This is a genomic window from Alloalcanivorax gelatiniphagus (assembly GCF_005938655.1).
GTDB classification, from domain to species: domain Bacteria; phylum Pseudomonadota; class Gammaproteobacteria; order Pseudomonadales; family Alcanivoracaceae; genus Alloalcanivorax; species Alloalcanivorax gelatiniphagus.
The window spans coordinates 59,086-75,065 of sequence record NZ_VCQT01000038.1; the positions used below are offsets into that span (position 1 = coordinate 59,086).

The following is a 15,980-nucleotide window of genomic DNA, read 5'->3' on the forward strand; positions in this document are numbered from 1 at the left end:
ACCTCCGTGGAGCAATATCACGGCACCACCATCGTCTCCGTGCGGCGCGGCAATAATGTCGTGATCGGCGGCGACGGCCAGGTGACCCTGGGTAACACAGTCATGAAAGGCAACGCCCGCAAGGTGCGGCGCCTCTATCACGGCAAGGTAATCGCCGGTTTCGCCGGCGGCACCGCCGACGCTTTCACCCTGTTCGAACGGTTCGAAGCCCAGCTGGAAAAACACCAGGGCCACCTGGTGCGCGCCGCCGTGGAGCTGGCCAAGGACTGGCGCACCGACCGCGCCCTGCGCCGCCTGGAAGCTCTGCTGGCGGTGGCCGACAAGGAAAACTCCCTGATCATCACCGGCAACGGCGACGTGGTGGAACCGGAGGAAGGCGGCCTGATCGCCATCGGTTCCGGCGGCCCCTTTGCCCAGGCGGCGGCCTCCGCCCTGCTGCGCAACACCGAGATGCCGGCCCGCGAGATCGTCGCCCAGAGCCTGAAGATCGCCGGCGACATCTGTATCTATACCAACCAATCTCACACCTTCGAGGAGCTTGAATAGTGGCTTCCCTGACTCCCCGCGAGATCGTCAGCGAACTGAACCGGCACATCGTCGGCCAGGAAGACGCCAAGAAGGCGGTGGCCCTGGCCCTGCGCAATCGCTGGCGTCGCATGCAGCTACCGGCGGAAATGCGCGCCGAAGTGGCACCCAAGAACATTCTGATGATCGGCCCCACCGGGGTCGGCAAGACCGAAATCGCCCGCCGGCTGGCCAAGCTGGCCGACGCCCCCTTCCTCAAGATCGAGGCCACCAAGTTCACCGAGGTGGGCTACGTGGGCCGCGACGTGGAATCGATCATCCGCGATCTGGTGGAAGTGGGCATGAAACTGCTCCGCGAGAAGGAAATCGCCCGCAACCGGGACAAGGCCGAGGACGCCGCCGAGGAGCGGGTGCTGGACGCCCTGCTGCCCGCCGCCCGGGGCGGCCAGGCGGACTCCGACTGGGCCGAATCCAGGGAGACCAGCACCCGCCAGGTATTCCGCAAGAAATTGCGCGAGGGCGAGCTGGACGAAAAGGAAATCGAGGTGGAGGTGACCGCCCAGCCCCAGGGCGTGGAGATCATGGCGCCGCCGGGCATGGAAGAAATGACCAGCCAGCTGCAGCAAATGTTCTCGCGCATGGGCGGCAATGGCCGCAAGCAGTCCCAGAAGCTCAAGGTCCGCGATGCCATGCGCATTCTGCGCGACGAGGAAGCCGCCCGCTTCGTCAACGAGGACGAACTCAAGGTGGCGGCGGTGGACCTGGTGGAAAACCACGGCATCGTCTTTATCGATGAAATCGACAAGGTGGCCAAGCGCTCGGAAACCGGCGGCACCGACGTGTCCCGGGAAGGGGTGCAGCGCGACCTGCTGCCGCTGATCGAAGGCTCCACCGTGAGCACCAAGTACGGCATGGTGCACACCGACCACATCCTGTTCATCGCCTCCGGGGCCTTCCACCTGGCCAAGCCCAGCGACCTGATCCCGGAACTGCAGGGCCGCCTGCCGATCCGCGTGGAGCTCAACGCGCTCACCCCGGACGACTTCGAGCGTATTCTCACCGAGCCAAAATGCTCGCTCACCGAACAGTACCGCGCCCTGCTGGAAACCGAGGGCCTGAAGCTGGAACTGACCGGCGAATGCATCCGCCGCATCGCCGAGGTGGCCTGGCAGGTCAACGAACGCACCGAAAACATCGGCGCCCGTCGGCTGCACACGGTGCTGGAGAAACTGCTCGAGGAAATCAGCTACGACGCCGATGACCTGGCCACCCAATACCACGACCAGCCCCTGGTTCTGGACGCGGAAGCGGTGGACCGGTATCTGGGCGAACTGGCCAACGACGAGGACCTGAGTCGGTACATTCTTTAAGAAGTTGAAAGTTAAAAGTTGAAACGCGGCCACCGCCAGTGAGGCCGACGACAAAGAGGCCGCGCCGCACGCTTGGGCGCGGCCTCGTTGTTATTGGTCGCCACCAGCGGTGCCCGCGTTGTAACTTGCAACTTGTAACTTTCAACTGCCTTTTATTGCTATCATCCCCCGCCGGAGGGACCCATGAACGCCGGCGAACATCTGCACCATTGCCTGGAACGTTTTTTCCTGTTGCGCCAGCACCAGGACGATGCCGTTTTCTCGGCCCGTCTGGGGTGCTTGCGTGGCTTTCAGCGTGACCGTTTCCTCGCCACCCACCAGGACCTGTTCGCCGATCCGCGTCTGCAGCCGGGGGTGCAGTTTCTGCTGGACGACGTTTACGGCGGCCGCGACCTGCCGCCGGTGGCCCGGGAAATTCGCCGCGCCCTGCCCAAGGCCATGCGCCTGCTGCCGGACCGGGTGATGGTGACCTCCGCCAGCGCCCTGGAAGCGGCCATCCTTACCCAGGAGCTGGACGAGGCCCTGGTGCGGGACCTGGACCACCGCCTGGACCAGCCGCTAAGCGCGGAGCACTACCTGGCCGCCTATCGGCGCGGCGACCAAACCGCGCGGCGCCGGCAGCTCGCTCTGGTGGCCGGCCTGGGCCATCATATCGACCGTTATGTGCGCTCCCGGCCGCTGCAAACCACCTTCCGCCTGGTGCGCCGCCCCGCCCATGCGGCGGGCTTCACGAACCTGTATGATTTCATGGACCGCAGTTTCCGGGTGATGAAACCGGTGCCCAGCGTGGGCCGGCTGCTGGACCAGGTGGCCCGGCGCGAGAGCCTGATTCTGGACCGGGTCCTGGCCGATCATCCCGCTCCCTTCAAGGACGTTCCATGACCGATCCGAGCAAGACCGACGCGAACAACGACAAGGTGACCCACTTCGGCTACCAGCAGGTGCCGTGGCGGGAGAAGCAGCAGAAAGTGGCCGGCGTGTTCCGTTCGGTGGCGGGCCGTTACGACGTCATGAACGACCTGATCTCCATGGGCAGCCACCGCCTGCTCAAGCGCATGACCATCGAACTGGCCGGGGTGCGCCCGGGCCAGCGGGTACTGGACCTGGCCGGCGGCACCGGCGATCTGGCGATCAAGTTTTCACGGCTGGTGGGCGACACCGGCGAGGTGGTACTGGCGGACATCAACGACGCCATGCTGGCGGTGGGCCGGGACCGTCTGATCGACGCCGGCTGCGGCCATAACACCCGGGTGGCCCAGGTCAACGGCGAGTGCCTGCCGTTCGCCGACAACAGCTTCGACTGCGTGACCATCGCCTTCGGCCTGCGCAACATCACCGACAAGGACGCCGCCCTGGCCTCCATGCTGCGGGTGCTCAAGCCCGGCGGCCGGCTGCTGGTGCTGGAGTTTTCCAAACCGGTGAATCCGCTGTTGGGCAAGGCCTACGACACCTATTCCTTCGCGGTCTGGCCCCGGCTCGGCAAGCTGGTGGTGAACGACGCGGAAAGCTATCAGTACCTGGCCGAGTCGATCCGCATGCACCCAGACCAGGACACCCTCAAGGCGATGATGGACAAGGCCGGTTACGGCCGCACCGAGTACTTCAACATGATCGGCGGCATCGTCGCCCTGCACCGGGGTTTCAAGCTCTGATGCGTCAGCCCGGCCTGCTCTCCACCACCGCCACCGCCACCGCCGAACGGGCCATCAACGCCGCCCTGCGCGGCGACCCGGCCAGTGCCGCGCGCCTCAACCGGCACGCCGGCCGGCTGCTGGCGGTACGCCTGACCCTGCCCGCCACCGCCTTCTACGCCCTGATCGTGGAAGACGGCGTGGAACTGTACCTGCGCAGCGAGGCGCAACCGGACGTGACCGTCACCGGCAACCCGGTGGACCTGGCGGCGCTGGTGATGGACTGGCGGCGCCAGCCCGGGGTGATCGGCGGCGCCGTGCGCGTCGAAGGCAACCGGGAACTTCTGCAGGACCTGCGCGAACTGGCCGCCGACCTGCGGCTGGACTGGGGCGCCCTGCTGGAACCGCTGATCGGCGGCGAACTGGCCCAGCAGGTGGACCTGGGCGCGCGCCGGCTGTTCGGCTGGGCGCGGGCCACCCTGGACCGGCTCGGCGAGCAGGTCGGCGACTACCTGGGCAGCGAGGCCGGCCTGCTGGCCCTGCGCCGGGACCTTTATGAGTTCTACCAGGACGTGGATGAACTGCGCGGCGACGTGGATCGTCTGGAAGCCCGCGTGCAACACCTGACCCAGCGGAGCCCGCGTCCCTGATGCCTCCCGTTATCCGCCTGCTGACGGTGGTCCATGTGGCCTGCCGTTACCGCCTGTTTTCCCTGCTGCCCGCGCATCCGGCCCGGCCCCTGCTGGTGGGCCTGCAGTATCTGGTGCCCTCCAGCTGGCCCGGCACCGGCGACCTGAGCGACGGCGACCGGCTGCGCCTGGCCCTGGAGCGGCTGGGCCCGATCTTTATCAAATTCGGCCAGCTGATGGCCACCCGCCGGGACATGCTGCCGCCGGAGTGGACCGAGGCCCTGGCGCGCCTGCAGGACAAGGTCACCCCGTTCGACGGCGCCGAGGCCCGGGCTCTGGTGGAGGCGGCCCTGCCCGAGCCCATCGACCAGGTATTCAGTGAATTCGACGACCAACCGCTGGCCGCCGCCTCGGTGGCCCAGGTGCACCCGGCCACCCTGGCCGGCGGCGGCGAAGTGGTGGTCAAGGTGCTGCGCCCGGGCATCGAGCAACGGGTGGAGCGGGACCTGAAGGTGATGGATTTCGGCGCCCGGATGCTGGAGCGCCTGTGGGCCGATGCCCGCTATTTTCACCCGGTGCGGGTGGTGCGGGACTACCAGCATGTGATCCGCGCGGAGCTGGACCTGGAGCGGGAAGCCCGCAACAGCGAAACCATGCGCCGGCACTTTCTGTTCAGCCCGCTGCTGCATATCCCCGCCGTGCACCTGGGCCTGTCGTCCCGGCGGGTGATGGTCTCCGAGCGCATTTACGGCATCCCGGTGAACGATCGGGCGCGCATCGAGGCAACGGGCATCGACCCCCGTCAGCTGGCCGAGCGCGGCGTGGAGATCTTTTTCACCCAGGTATTCCGGCACAATTTCTTCCACGCCGACATGCACCCGGGCAACATCTTCGTTAATCCGGAGCACCCGGAATCGCCCCAGTACATGGCGGTGGACTGCGCCATCGCCGGGCGCCTCTCCAAGCAGGACCTGAATGTGCTGGGCCGCATGGTGCTGGCGGTGATGCGCGAGGACTACCCGGGCCTGGTGGATCTGGTGATCCGCGCCGGCTGGGCGCGCGGCCCCATCGACCGGCCTCACTTCGAGCAGGCGGTCACCGAACTGATCGAGCCGGTGCGCGGCGCCAACCTGGAGTCGCTGGAGTTCGCGCCGCTGATTCTCAAACTGTTCGACCTGGCCCGGGACTACCATATCGAAGCGCCGGTGCAGTACATCCTGCTGATGAAGACCCTGGTGCACATCGAGGGCCTGGGCCGCAGCATCTACCCGCAACTGGACATCTGGACCACCGGCCGGCCGCTGCTGGAACGCTGGATGCTGGAGGAGTACGGCCCCACCGCCACCGCCCGCAAGCTGCGTAACCGGCTGCCGGAGTGGACCGCCCAGTTGCCGGAAATGCCGGACCTGCTGCGCGATGCCCTGGAGAACCTGCGCCACCAGCCCCAGCAGCAGCGCGAGACCGCCCAGCGCTTCGAGGACGGCCTGCGCCGCCACCGCCGCACCCTGCTGGCCGGCCTGGGCGGCCTCACCCTGGCCGGCCTGGCCGCCGCCGACGCCCTGTTCGCCGGGGGCCGCGCCGCGCCCTGGCTGGCCGCCGGCGGCGCCGTCCTGCTGATCGGCGCCTGGCGCCGATAGCTAGCGGCGACGCTGGGGTATCGCTGGCGCCGGTGCTAGACTGGCACGATAATTGGAACCCGAATCATCGAGAATCCGACCACCATGTCCGACATTCTCAATCAGCTCCATCAGGTGCTCGAAGCCCGCAAGGGCGCCGACCCGGATTCATCCTATGTGGCCAGCCTGTATGGCAAGGGCCTCAACAAGATTCTCGAAAAGGTCGGTGAGGAAGCGGTGGAAACCCTGCTCGCCGCCCGTGACACCGAAGCCGGTGGCGACCCGGAAGCCCTGATCGGCGAAACCGCCGACCTGTGGTTCCATTCCATGGTCATGCTGGCGCACCTGGGCCTCGGCCCGGAACAGGTTCTGGCCAGGCTGGAGCAACGCTTCGGTCTTTCCGGACACGATGAAAAAGCCGCGCGGAAAGCGCGAGGAGAATAGCTATGCTTGGCGGTATCAGTATCTGGCAATTGCTTATCGTTCTGGCCATCGTGGTGCTGCTGTTCGGCACCAAGAAACTGCGCAATATCGGCAGCGACCTGGGCGGCGCGGTGAAAGGCTTCAAGGACTCGGTCAAGGACGGCGAGAAGGAACAGGATCAGAAGCGCATCGCCGGCGACGACGATGGCGAAGGACAGACCCGGGAACAGGAAAAGCACAAGGACCAGGCGTAACGCGCCCCGGCCGGACACGGCCCGGTTTTATTATGAGAGCCCCGCCGTATGTTTGATATCGGCTTTTCCGAGCTGACGCTGATTTTCGTGATCGGCCTGGTGGTGCTGGGCCCCGAGCGCCTGCCCAAGGCGGCGCGCACGGTGGGCTATTGGATGGGCCGCGCCCGTTCCACCTTCAACCATCTGCGCAGCGAACTAGAGCGCGAAGCGCTCAATCAGGACATGCGCGAGCGCATGGAAAGCCAGATGCGCGAGATGGGCCTGGACGAAGACAGTATCCGCGAGGCCCGCGACAACCTGCTGTCCGAACAGGACGTGGCCCGCGCCCGCCGCCGGCCCCAGACCCTGGAACACGACCAGCCCCAGGAACACGAGCCCCTGGAACACGACAGCGGCGATAAGCCAGCGCCCACCGCGGAACACCCCGAGTCCGAGAAGAAATCGAATGACTGAGGAACACGGGGAGGACACCCCGCAAACATTGATCTCCCATCTGCTGGAACTGCGCAACCGCCTGCTCAAGGCGGTGATCGCCGTGCTGGTGGTGTTTCTCTGCCTGTTCTACTTCTCCCGGGAGCTCTACACCCTGGTGGCGCGGCCGCTGATGGACGTGATGCCGGCGGGCACCCAGATGATCGCCACCGGCGTGGCCTCGCCGTTCCTGGCGCCGTTCAAGCTGACCCTGTATCTGAGCATCTTCGGCGCCATGCCGTTCATCCTGCATCAGGCCTGGGCGTTCGTGGCGCCGGGGCTGTACAAGCACGAAAAACGGCTGGCGGTGCCGCTGCTGGTAAGCAGCGTGTTGCTGTTCTACGCCGGCGCCGCCTTTGCCTACTTCGTGGTGTTCCCGCTGATGTTCCAGTTCTTCACCACGGTGGCCCCGGAAGGGGTGGCGGTGACCACCGACATCAGCAGCTACCTGGACTTCGTGCTGGCCCTGTTCCTGGCCTTTGGCTTCGCCTTCGAACTGCCCATCGCCATCGTGCTGCTGGTGACCACCGGCCTGGTCACGGTGGAGAAACTGTCCGCCTCGCGGGCCTATGTGGTGGTCGGCTGCTTCGTGGTTGGCATGCTGCTGACGCCGCCGGACATTGTCAGCCAGACCCTGCTGGCGGTGCCCATGTGGCTGCTGTTCGAGATCGGCCTGCTGTTCGGCCGCGCCGTGGAGCGGCGCAAGGACGAGGACCCGGCGCCGGAAGCCGACTCCGACTGAGCCGGCCTTAACGTAGCCGGGCCTGACAGGGTCAGAAGCGGTAGGCGCCCACCGGCGTGATACCGATCTCGCCGGCCGGCTCATCGGCCTCCACCGCCTCTCGGGACACCGGCGCCGGCGGCACCTGGGTAACCGGGGCCGACGCCGAGGGCGCCCTGGCCATGCAGCCATTTTGCTCCAGAAACGCCAGTAACCGGTCGCGCACCGCCGGATCACGGGTGCCCTGGCCGTGGCCGCCCTTGAGGGCCTGGAAGGTCTTCGGCTCGGCGGCGGCCTGGAACAGCGCCTCCCCCTGACGGAACGGAATCACCGGATCTTCCCGGCTGTGCAGAATCAGCAACGGCCGGGGCGCCAGCTCGGCAATGTGCCGCTCCGGATCAAGATCGCGGGCGGGCAGGGTCGGCAGCACCATCCAGCGCAATGGCCACAGCAACCAGCTGCGCCGCATCACATCGTCGGCGATGCCCCGGTAGCTGGCGAAGCTGGCCTCCAGCATCACGCAATCCACGCGGCCGCGATTGTCGTCCCGGGCCAGCACGCCGGTGCCCAGGGCACCGCCCAGGCTCTGACCGAACATCACCAGCGGCTTGCCGTCCAGGCGGCCGGAGGCGCTCAGCCAGTCCAACCCGAGCTGCACGTCGGCCAGGGCGCCGGGCAGGTCCGGGCTGCCCTCGGACAGGCCATAGCCCCGGTAATCCAGCAGAAAGACGTTGTAGCCCCGCTCCGGCAGCCAGTGCACGTTCATCAGATGGGTGCTGATGTTCTCCGCGTTGCCGTGCAGAAAGTAGACGGTGCCGCGCTGGTAGCCCCGGGCCGGCAACCACCAACCGTGCAGGCGCAGGCCGTCCGGATGGATCAGCACCACATCCTCATAGGCCAGCCCCTGGCGGGCCGGGTTCTGCACCCAGGGTTTGGCCGGATAGAAGAACAGGCTGCTGCAGCCGCTCAGAACCGCCAGCAACACACCGCTGAGAATCAATCCAAGAGCTTTCAATGATGTCCCCGTTTACCCGCGGTGCCGGTGTTCAGTCGAAATACCAGCGCCATTGCAGTTTGAATTCGGTCTCGCCGTCGCCGCGCCAGCCTTCCCGCTCCACTTCGGCGCGCAGGCCCTGCTGGCCGGTCAGGGCGTACTGCACCGCCAGGGTGGAGCGGTAGCGGTAGACGTCGTTGACGAAGTAATGGCCGGCCCCGCCGGCCTGCCATTGCCAACGCCCGGCATGATACAGCAAGCCCGCCTCGGCGCCGCCCCCGGTGGTGATCCAGGGCGCGAAGTCGCTGTTGTTCTCGGCGCGGGCGCTGGCCAGCAGATACGGCTGCAGGTTACCCAGGCGCCAGCTGGCGCCGGCGCCGCCCTGCACATAGCGGACCAGCCGCCGGCGCTCCGCCCAGGCCCGCTCCAGGCCGCCTTCCACGTACCAGCTCAGCGGCTTGGAGAAGCGATCCCGGGGCGCCAGGGAGCGGATGCTGACCACATCCAGGGCTTCCAGGTCCACCGCCTGGGACTCGGTGCTGCGCAGGGTGATGCCCAGGCCCTGGATCTGAGCCCCGGACAGAAAGCCCCGGTTGTTGTCGAGCAGGTCATGGTAGGTCAGCCGGTAGCTGAACTCACCGAAGTCATCGCTACCGCGCTGGCCGCCGGCCACCGCCAGCATCTGCGAGCCGTGGCCCTGTTCCGGCGGCACCCGTTCCACCGGCGCCGGATCCTGCACCGCCGGCAGCCGGTTGATCAGGCTGAGCAGGGCGAAGGAGCGGCCGGCCACGTCCTCGGAGCGCTGCGCCTTGCGGTTGACGAAACGCACGTAGCGGTAGGCGGTATGGGCCATCAGCGCCTGGCGCCGGGGCGGATAGGCCTGGAAGGCGGGCTCCTCCGAGCGCGCCGGGTCATCGGCCAGGCCCCGCGCCAGTGCCCGCTCCTCACTGCTCAGCTGGTCGCTGAAGGCGGTCAGCTCCTGCTCCTTGGACGGCCGGTAATGCCGCTCGGTGATCAGCCCCTCCTGGTCCAGGGCGCGCACCGTGTTCACCGGCAGCTCGGCGAACCGCAGCTCATCAAGCAGCCCGCCCTCCGGCCGCGCCACCTGGACCAGCTCCAACAGCCGGAACGAGCAGTTCTCGTCGAAGAAGTAGTAGTCGAAATTGATGTCCTTCAGTTCCCACAGGTGATCGATCATCCAATCGATCTCCCCCTGGTTCAGGTCCAGGCTGTACTCCCAGATATCGCGGCTTTCCATGTTGGAGTACTGCTGGATCTTCTGCACATAGGGCACCAGGTTGAAACGGCCCGGGTAACCGCCGGCCAGGCCACGGTAGATGTAGAACAGGGAGTTGTCCTGCTCGGTGGTGACGGCGCCGAAGTTGATCGCCCAGGACAGCCACACCGCGCTGTCATCGCCCTGGTCCAGACGCATCAGGGTGTGCCCGAACATGGACGAGGGGCTGTTCAGATAGGAGGCCGGGAATACCAGCACCGCGCGCTTGGCGTGCACCGCGGCGCGCCATTCCAGATAGTCGGCGCAATGGGCGAACGGGGTGTCATCCCGCCAGTTCAGTTGCTCGGCGAGAAAGCGATAACGGGCGGGGAAGCGGCAGCGCGCCGGCGCGTGGTCCGGCCGTAGGGCGAGCACCGTGGCCCGCAGTTCCGCCAGCGGGTCGTCGGCGCCCCGCTCGGCGAGAAAGAAATTGTCGTCGTCCACGTAGCTGCGCTGACGATCACGCAGGGTGGCGCCGGGATTGATATGCAACAGGGCCCGCCAGCGCGGTTGTTCGGCCAGGGCGTCCAGGTCGCCGGCCCAGGCCGGCACGCAAAAAAGCGCAACCACGCACAGCAGTGCGAAACGCATGAGGATGTCCGGGAAAAGCGGATACTAAAAAGCCCGCCCTCCATGGAGGGCGGGCCCGGGCGAGCAGGCTTATACGTACTTGGCCAGCTTCTGGTCTTGCTGCATCACGGCGGTGATGTTCTGCATGACTTCGGCGGCGCTCACGTCCTGGTGCGGGAAGATGGCGGCGAAGTTGTCGTGCATCAGACCGTTGAAGTGGGAACGGTCCTGGGTGGAGATGCCCATGGAAACGGACAGCGCGGTCAGAGCTTCGCCCTGGCCGGTGGCCATGTCCTGAGCCACTTCCTCGAGCACGCCGTTCATGGACAGCAGGCTCTCACCGGAGTAGGTCAGCGCGCCGCTGGTGTCACAGCCGTTGGTGCCACTGGTCATGCCGAAAGTAGCGTTACCGGAGGTGCCGTTGACGATGGTCGCCAGCAGGTGCACCGGCATGCCGGATTTGCCTTCGAAAATCAGGTTACCCCAACCACAGCCGGGACCACCCGGTGCAACGGCGTGGGCGGAAAAAGAAGCACCAAGCAGTGCCGCAGCCAGAAAAGCTCTTTTCATGGGTCTGTCTCCTGTTATCAAAATGTTATCCATAAGCTCCCCCATGCGGTTCCCCGGGAGCCGAAGCTTCATCATAAACAAGGGTCATGAGGTTGCAATATAGCGGTGCCATGGAAATTGTCGGGCAACAAAAAGCAAGCGGACCTTGATCACAACTCCAACAGAAAGGTGACCGGGCCGTCGTTGATCAGGGAAACCTGCATATCCGCGCCGAACCGGCCCCGGGCCACCGGCACGCCGTGGCCGGCGACGGCGTCGATCAACGCCAGATAAAGGGGCTCGGCCAACTCCGGCGGGGCGGCGCTGGAGAAGGACGGGCGCCGCCCCTTGCGGGTGTCCGCCGCCAGGGTGAACTGGGAAACCAGCAGCACCGCGCCGCCGGCCTCGCGCACGTCGCGGTTCATGCGGCCCTGTTCATCGCTGAACACCCGGTAGCTCACCAGCCGCTCGGCCATGCGCGTGACCGCCGGGTGGTCATCGTGTTTTTCCATGCCGACCAACACCAGCAGACCGGCGCCGATCTCGCCGACGGTATCACCCTCAACGCGGACGGCGGCCTCGCGCACCCGCTGTAAAAGCAGTTTCATGATTTCCCCTGTATCAAGGCGGGCGATTGTGCTGTATTAAACGCCCTATGAAAATGCTTCCCCTGCTGCTGACACTGATGCTCGCCGGCTGCGCCCTGTGGGCCGGCCCCGACGCCGTGCCCCGGCCGCTGGCACCGGCGTTCGGCGAGTACCGCGACTTCCAGCGCGACCTGACCATCCGCCTGGCGGATGGCCGCACGGTGCGGTACCGGGTGGCACTGGCGCTGACGCCGGAGAGTTCGCGGATCAGTCTGTTGGACGCCGACGGCAAGGCGGTGCTGACCTACCAGCAGAGCCCCGGGCGCAGCGAGATCAGCCGCACGCCGGCGTTGCCGCCGGGGCTGTCCGCCGACGCCCTGATCGGCGATATCCAGCTGGCGTTCTGGCCGCGCGCCCGTCTGGAGCGCATGCTGCGCCCGCCCTGGCGGCTGGAGCGCCTGGACGACACCCTGCGCCTCTACGAGGGGCGCAGGGTGGAGGCGCGGGTGTCGTTCCAGGGGCCCAACCCCAAGCTCACGACGATCCCTGTGTATAACGCCCGCTACGATTACCTTCTGCTGCTCGTGCCGCCCGGGCTGTCAGCGCCTTCACCGCCCGCACCAGAGCCTGACTGATGCCCGGCTCGGCGGATGAGTGCCCGGCCGCCGCCACCCAGTGCAGCCGGCTGTCCGGCAGGGCCCGGTGCAGCAGCCAGGCCTGTTCCGGCGGGCACACCATGTCATAGCGCCCGTGCACGATTTCCACCGGGCATTGAATCCGGTGGGCGCGGGGCAGGATCGGTTCATCGAGAAAGCCGTCGTTGACGAAGTAATGGGTCTCCAGCTTGGCCATGGCCCCGGCGTTGTGGTCCACGTTCAGTTCCGGCGGCGGCGTCAGGCTCGACAGCCGCGCCTCCCACAGGGTCCATTCCCGGGCCAGCTGCTCGCCGTCCGGACCGTCCAGGGCGCGGTGATAGCGCGTCAGCAGATCACCCTCCCCGTCCGGCAACGCGGACAGCAAACGGTGCCAGTGGTCCGGGTAGAAGCGGCCGGCGCCGCCTTCGGTGTAGAGCCAGTCGATGTCCTGGCGGCGGCACAGGAACACGCCCCGTAACACCAGCCCGGCCACCGCCGCCGGGTACGCCAGCGCATAGGCCAGCGCCAGGGTGACGCCCCAGGAACCGCCCAGCACCACCTCCCAGCGGGGCACCTTCAGGTGCTCACGGATGCGCTCGATGTCGTCCACCAGATCCGGCAGGGTGTTGTGGTCGGTACCCGCGTAGGGCTCGCTGCGCCCGGCGCCGCGCTGGTCGTAAACGACAATGCGGAACCGATGCGGATCGAACAACCGCCGCAACAACGGCGAACTGCCACCCCCCGGCCCCCCATGCAAAGCCACCACCGGCACCCCATCCGGATTGCCGCTCTCCTCCACATAGAGACGATGACCATTCCCCACGTCCAGGAATTCACGATGATAGGGTTCAAGCGGCGGGAACAGGGACATAAGCGGCATCCACGGGGAAAGATGCGAACAGCTTAGCGGGGTCGGGCGCGGGCGGCCAGGAGCGCAGGGAAGGCGCGGTTGAAAGTTAAAAGTTAAAAGTTGAAACGCGGGACAGGGTGGTGGGCCGGCTCGCCCGTGCCCGCGCCTGCCGGCGGGCCGCAAGCCTCAAGCTGCAAGCCTCAAGCTACAAACCAGGCACGGCCGACGAAGTTACCGAGGCGCCCCTTTCAACTTTTAACTTTAAACTTTCAACCGCCCGCCAACCTGCACGGCACCACCCAATCCACCACCCTGCCTGAAGCTTGCAGCTTGCAGCCGCCTCAATCATCCCCGCTGAATTCCGCCTCCATATCCAGCTCCTTGATCTTGCGGGTCAGCGTGTTGCGGCCCCAGCCCAGCAAAGCGGCGGCGTCCCGTTTGCGGCCGCCGGTGTGTTGCAGGGCCACTTCGATCATGGTGCGTTCGAAGGCCGGTACCGCCTGGTCGAGGATGCCGCGGTCGCCCCGGGCCAGGGCCCGGTCGGCCCAGTGGCGCAGGGATTTGAGCCAGTCGCCACCGGTTTCCATGGGCTTGCTGGCGCTTTGCCGCAGTTCCGGGGGCAAGTCGTCCACCAGCACTTCCCGGCCGGAGGCCATCACCGTCAGCCAGCGGCAGGTGTTCTCCAATTGCCGCACGTTGCCCGGCCAGGGCATGGCGGCCAGGTATTTCTCGGTGTCCTTGTGCAGCACCTTGGGTTCCACCCCCAGCTCGCTGGCGGCGTGCTGCAGAAAGTAGCCGGCCAGGCGGGGAATGTCCTCGCGGCGTTCGGCCAGTTTCGGGATATGGATACGGATCACGTTGAGGCGGTGGAACAGGTCTTCCCGGAAGTCGCCGTCCCGGACCAGCTTTTCCAGGTCCTGGTGGGTGGCGGCGATGATGCGCACGTCCACATGGATCGGCGTGGTGCCGCCCACCCGGTAGAATTCGTTTTCCTGCAGCACCCGCAGCAGCCGGGTCTGGGCCTCCAGCGGCATGTCGCCGATTTCATCCAGGAACAGGGTGCCGCCGTTGGACTGCTCGAAGCGCCCTACCCGCTGGCTGTTGGCGCCGGTGAAGGCGCCCTTTTCGTGGCCGAACAGCTCGGACTCGATCAGATCCTTGGGAATGGCCGCCATGTTCAGCGCCACGAACGCCTTTTCCCGGCGCATGGAGTGGTTGTGCAGGGCGCGGGCCACCAGTTCCTTACCGGTACCGGACTGGCCGTTGATCAGCACCGTCACATTGGAATGGCTGAGCCGGCCGATGGCGCGGAACACCTCCTGCATGGCCGGCGCCTCACCGATGATCTCGGTGGGGGTTTCCTCCGCCGTGGGCGCCACCTCCTGCTCCGCCTCCTGGCGGTGCTTGATGGCCCGTTTCACCAGGGCCACCGCCTCGTCCACGTCGAACGGCTTGGGCAGGTATTCGAACGCCCCGCCCTGGTAGGAGGCCACCGCCGAATCCAGATCGGAATGGGCGGTCATGATGATCACCGGCAGGTTGGGGTTGTTGCGCTGCAGAATCTTGAGCATGCGCAGGCCGTCGGTGCCCGGCATGCGCACATCGGAAATCAGCACATCCGGCTCGGCGGCGCCCTCGTCCAGCCGGTTCAGCGCCTCGTCGGCGTCCTCGAAACAGGACAGTTGGAACCCTTCCTGGCTCAGAGCTTTTTCGAGTACCCAACGAATGGAACGATCATCGTCGATCACCCAGATGGTTGCCGTCATGATCCATTACTCTCCGTCGTATCCAGCGGTTCCATGGGTAGCAGCAGGCTGAACAGGGTGCGTCCCGGCACACTTTCGCATTCGATCAGGCCCTGGTGCTGGCTGATGATCGATTGGGCGATGGACAGTCCCAGTCCCGAGCCGTTGGCGCGACCACTGACCATGGGATAGAAAATCGTTTCCTGCAGGTCCTCGGGAATACCGGGACCGTTGTCTTCGATGTCCACGCGCAGCGCCAGCCGGTGGCGCTGCGCGCCGATGGTGAACTGGCGCAGCACGCGGGTGCGCATGATCACCCGGGCGTTTTCGGTGCCCGCTTCCAGCAGCGCCTGCATGGCGTTGCGCATCAGGTTGAGCAGCACCTGGATCAGCTGGTCCCGGTCGGCGATCACCTCCGGCAGGCTGACGTCGTAATCGCGCACCAGGGTGACGCCCTCCGGGTACTCGGCCAGCAGCAGCTGGCGCACATGCTCCAGGCATTCGTGCACGTTCACCGGGGCGAACGCCGGTGGCTTGCGCGGGCCCAGCATGCGGTCGGCCACCGAGCGCAGGCGGTCCGCCTCGTCGATGATCACCCGGGTGTATTCCGCCAGCTCCGGGTCCGGCAGGGCCCGTTCCAGCAGCTGGGCCGCGCCACGAATGCCGCCCAGCGGGTTCTTGATTTCGTGGGCCACGCCACGGACCAGGGCCCGGGTGGCCTGGTGGGCGTGGATCAGCCCTTCTTCCCGGGTAATGCGCAGCAGCCGGTCCAGGGACTGCATCTCGATCAGCAGTGCCACCGGCTGGCCGGGTTCGTGGATCGGGCTGACGCTGTAATCGACCATCGCCTGTTGCCCGGGCGCCACGTTCAGCCGCGCCTCCCGACGGGTAAAGGGGTGGCCTTCCTCGATGCACTGTTTCAGGGCACCCCGGGCCTCCTCGTCATCGAAGAAATAGTCGGGCAGGGGTTGGCCCAGCACCCGGGTGGCACTGGTGGACAGCAGCATTTCCGCCGCGGCGTTGAGATAGCGCACACGCAGGTCGCCGTCGAGCATCATCACCGCGGTGCGGAGGTGGTCGAGCAATCGTTTCTGCAGCACCGTTTCGGTATTCATCATTCGGCCCATAACAGGG

18 protein-coding genes are annotated in these 15,980 nt (G+C 66.4%); 11 read left to right on the forward strand and 7 right to left on the reverse strand.

The window, feature by feature from the left end; genetic code table 11:
- The first annotated feature begins 6 nt into the window (after window positions 1–6).
- The 10 genes from hslV to tatC all read left to right on the forward strand — a co-directional run bounded on the left by hslV (window position 7) and on the right by tatC (window position 7,661).
- Complete coding sequence (gene hslV / locus FGS76_RS12555) at window positions 7–546, forward strand: ATP-dependent protease subunit HslV (RefSeq protein WP_138773002.1); 540 nt, start codon at window positions 7–9, stop codon at window positions 544–546.
- A complete protein-coding gene (hslU, locus tag FGS76_RS12560) occupies window positions 546–1,895 on the forward strand; it encodes an ATP-dependent protease ATPase subunit HslU (protein WP_138773003.1) in 1,350 nt (449 codons plus the stop codon). Before hslV ends, hslU begins: the two co-directional genes overlap by 1 nt.
- A gap of 183 nt (window positions 1,896–2,078) precedes the next feature.
- Window positions 2,079–2,777, forward strand: coding sequence for a DUF8198 family protein (locus tag FGS76_RS12565; protein WP_138773004.1), 699 nt, complete (start codon window positions 2,079–2,081; stop codon window positions 2,775–2,777).
- Window positions 2,774–3,547: a bifunctional demethylmenaquinone methyltransferase/2-methoxy-6-polyprenyl-1,4-benzoquinol methylase UbiE gene (ubiE, locus tag FGS76_RS12570; protein ID WP_138773005.1), complete on the forward strand. Its 774-nt coding sequence runs from the start codon at window positions 2,774–2,776 to the stop codon at window positions 3,545–3,547. The genes FGS76_RS12565 and ubiE overlap by 4 nt, the downstream gene beginning before the upstream one ends.
- Window positions 3,547–4,176 (forward strand): ubiquinone biosynthesis accessory factor UbiJ, encoded by a 630-nt coding sequence (locus tag FGS76_RS12575; protein ID WP_138773006.1) that lies wholly within the window; start codon window positions 3,547–3,549, stop codon window positions 4,174–4,176. The genes ubiE and FGS76_RS12575 overlap by 1 nt, the downstream gene beginning before the upstream one ends.
- Window positions 4,176–5,792 carry an AarF/UbiB family protein gene (locus FGS76_RS12580; RefSeq protein WP_138773007.1) on the forward strand — a complete coding sequence of 539 codons (1,617 nt, stop codon included), beginning with the start codon at window positions 4,176–4,178 and terminating at the stop codon, window positions 5,790–5,792. Before FGS76_RS12575 ends, FGS76_RS12580 begins: the two co-directional genes overlap by 1 nt.
- Window positions 5,793–5,876: 84 nt before the next feature.
- Entirely contained in the window at window positions 5,877–6,215 is a 339-nt protein-coding gene (locus FGS76_RS12585; RefSeq protein WP_138773008.1) for a phosphoribosyl-ATP diphosphatase, read from the forward strand.
- A gap of 2 nt (window positions 6,216–6,217) precedes the next feature.
- A complete protein-coding gene (tatA, locus tag FGS76_RS12590; protein WP_138773009.1) occupies window positions 6,218–6,448 on the forward strand; it encodes a Sec-independent protein translocase subunit TatA in 231 nt (76 codons plus the stop codon).
- 48 nt (window positions 6,449–6,496) lie between these two features.
- Window positions 6,497–6,901 carry a Sec-independent protein translocase protein TatB gene (gene tatB / locus FGS76_RS12595; RefSeq protein ID WP_138773010.1) on the forward strand — a complete coding sequence of 135 codons (405 nt, stop codon included), beginning with the start codon at window positions 6,497–6,499 and terminating at the stop codon, window positions 6,899–6,901.
- Entirely contained in the window at window positions 6,894–7,661 is a 768-nt protein-coding gene (gene tatC / locus FGS76_RS12600) for a twin-arginine translocase subunit TatC (RefSeq protein ID WP_138773011.1), read from the forward strand. The genes tatB and tatC overlap by 8 nt, the downstream gene beginning before the upstream one ends.
- A gap of 31 nt (window positions 7,662–7,692) precedes the next feature.
- Here tatC and FGS76_RS12605 read toward each other — a convergent pair whose 3' ends face one another.
- The 4 genes from FGS76_RS12605 to dtd all read right to left on the reverse strand — a co-directional run bounded on the left by FGS76_RS12605 (window position 7,693) and on the right by dtd (window position 11,637).
- On the reverse strand, window positions 7,693–8,655 hold the full coding sequence (locus FGS76_RS12605) for an alpha/beta hydrolase (RefSeq protein WP_240692533.1): 963 nt from the start codon (window positions 8,653–8,655) through the stop codon (window positions 7,693–7,695).
- Between the two features lie 31 nt (window positions 8,656–8,686).
- Window positions 8,687–10,501 (reverse strand): Lnb N-terminal periplasmic domain-containing protein, encoded by a 1,815-nt coding sequence (locus FGS76_RS12610; protein ID WP_138773012.1) that lies wholly within the window; start codon window positions 10,499–10,501, stop codon window positions 8,687–8,689.
- Window positions 10,502–10,570: 69 nt separating this feature from the next.
- Window positions 10,571–11,050 carry a DUF3015 domain-containing protein gene (locus FGS76_RS12615; protein ID WP_138773013.1) on the reverse strand — a complete coding sequence of 160 codons (480 nt, stop codon included), beginning with the start codon at window positions 11,048–11,050 and terminating at the stop codon, window positions 10,571–10,573.
- 149 nt (window positions 11,051–11,199) lie between these two features.
- Window positions 11,200–11,637 (reverse strand): D-aminoacyl-tRNA deacylase, encoded by a 438-nt coding sequence (gene dtd, locus FGS76_RS12620; protein WP_138773014.1) that lies wholly within the window; start codon window positions 11,635–11,637, stop codon window positions 11,200–11,202.
- A gap of 47 nt (window positions 11,638–11,684) precedes the next feature.
- Here dtd and FGS76_RS12625 point away from each other — a divergent pair, with 47 nt between their 5' ends.
- Window positions 11,685–12,251 carry a DUF3261 domain-containing protein gene (locus FGS76_RS12625; RefSeq protein WP_138773015.1) on the forward strand — a complete coding sequence of 189 codons (567 nt, stop codon included), beginning with the start codon at window positions 11,685–11,687 and terminating at the stop codon, window positions 12,249–12,251.
- On the opposite strand, the gene pip is transcribed toward FGS76_RS12625, so the two are convergent.
- From pip to glnL, 3 genes are all read right to left on the reverse strand, one after another.
- Window positions 12,151–13,122: a prolyl aminopeptidase gene (pip, locus tag FGS76_RS12630; protein ID WP_138773016.1), complete on the reverse strand. Its 972-nt coding sequence runs from the start codon at window positions 13,120–13,122 to the stop codon at window positions 12,151–12,153. The genes FGS76_RS12625 and pip overlap by 101 nt on opposite strands.
- Before the next feature lie 320 nt (window positions 13,123–13,442).
- Window positions 13,443–14,867 carry a nitrogen regulation protein NR(I) gene (ntrC, locus tag FGS76_RS12635; RefSeq protein WP_138773017.1) on the reverse strand — a complete coding sequence of 475 codons (1,425 nt, stop codon included), beginning with the start codon at window positions 14,865–14,867 and terminating at the stop codon, window positions 13,443–13,445.
- Window positions 14,864–15,973 (reverse strand): nitrogen regulation protein NR(II), encoded by a 1,110-nt coding sequence (gene glnL, locus FGS76_RS12640; protein ID WP_276607933.1) that lies wholly within the window; start codon window positions 15,971–15,973, stop codon window positions 14,864–14,866. The genes ntrC and glnL overlap by 4 nt, the downstream gene beginning before the upstream one ends.
- Window positions 15,974–15,980: the final 7 nt, after the last annotated feature.

What these genes read in the sequence shown, in the direction of transcription:
- dtd (WP_138773014.1), bottom strand. Translation starts at nt 11,637, where the DNA reads ATGAAACTGCTTTTACAGCGGGTGCGCGAGGCCGCCGTCCGCGTTGAG.
- tatB (WP_138773010.1), top strand. Translation starts at nt 6,497, where the DNA reads ATGTTTGATATCGGCTTTTCCGAGCTGACGCTGATTTTCGTGATCGGC.
- pip (WP_138773016.1), bottom strand. Translation starts at nt 13,122, where the DNA reads ATGTCCCTGTTCCCGCCGCTTGAACCCTATCATCGTGAATTCCTGGAC.
- FGS76_RS12580 (WP_138773007.1), top strand. Translation starts at nt 4,176, where the DNA reads ATGCCTCCCGTTATCCGCCTGCTGACGGTGGTCCATGTGGCCTGCCGT.
- ubiE (WP_138773005.1), top strand. Translation starts at nt 2,774, where the DNA reads ATGACCGATCCGAGCAAGACCGACGCGAACAACGACAAGGTGACCCAC.
- FGS76_RS12565 (WP_138773004.1), top strand. Translation starts at nt 2,079, where the DNA reads ATGAACGCCGGCGAACATCTGCACCATTGCCTGGAACGTTTTTTCCTG.
- ntrC (WP_138773017.1), bottom strand. Translation starts at nt 14,867, where the DNA reads ATGACGGCAACCATCTGGGTGATCGACGATGATCGTTCCATTCGTTGG.
- FGS76_RS12610 (WP_138773012.1), bottom strand. Translation starts at nt 10,501, where the DNA reads ATGCGTTTCGCACTGCTGTGCGTGGTTGCGCTTTTTTGCGTGCCGGCC.
- FGS76_RS12615 (WP_138773013.1), bottom strand. Translation starts at nt 11,050, where the DNA reads ATGAAAAGAGCTTTTCTGGCTGCGGCACTGCTTGGTGCTTCTTTTTCC.
- FGS76_RS12625 (WP_138773015.1), top strand. Translation starts at nt 11,685, where the DNA reads ATGAAAATGCTTCCCCTGCTGCTGACACTGATGCTCGCCGGCTGCGCC.
- tatA (WP_138773009.1), top strand. Translation starts at nt 6,218, where the DNA reads ATGCTTGGCGGTATCAGTATCTGGCAATTGCTTATCGTTCTGGCCATC.
- tatC (WP_138773011.1), top strand. Translation starts at nt 6,894, where the DNA reads ATGACTGAGGAACACGGGGAGGACACCCCGCAAACATTGATCTCCCAT.
- FGS76_RS12575 (WP_138773006.1), top strand. Translation starts at nt 3,547, where the DNA reads ATGCGTCAGCCCGGCCTGCTCTCCACCACCGCCACCGCCACCGCCGAA.
- FGS76_RS12585 (WP_138773008.1), top strand. Translation starts at nt 5,877, where the DNA reads ATGTCCGACATTCTCAATCAGCTCCATCAGGTGCTCGAAGCCCGCAAG.
- glnL (WP_276607933.1), bottom strand. Translation starts at nt 15,973, where the DNA reads ATGGGCCGAATGATGAATACCGAAACGGTGCTGCAGAAACGATTGCTC.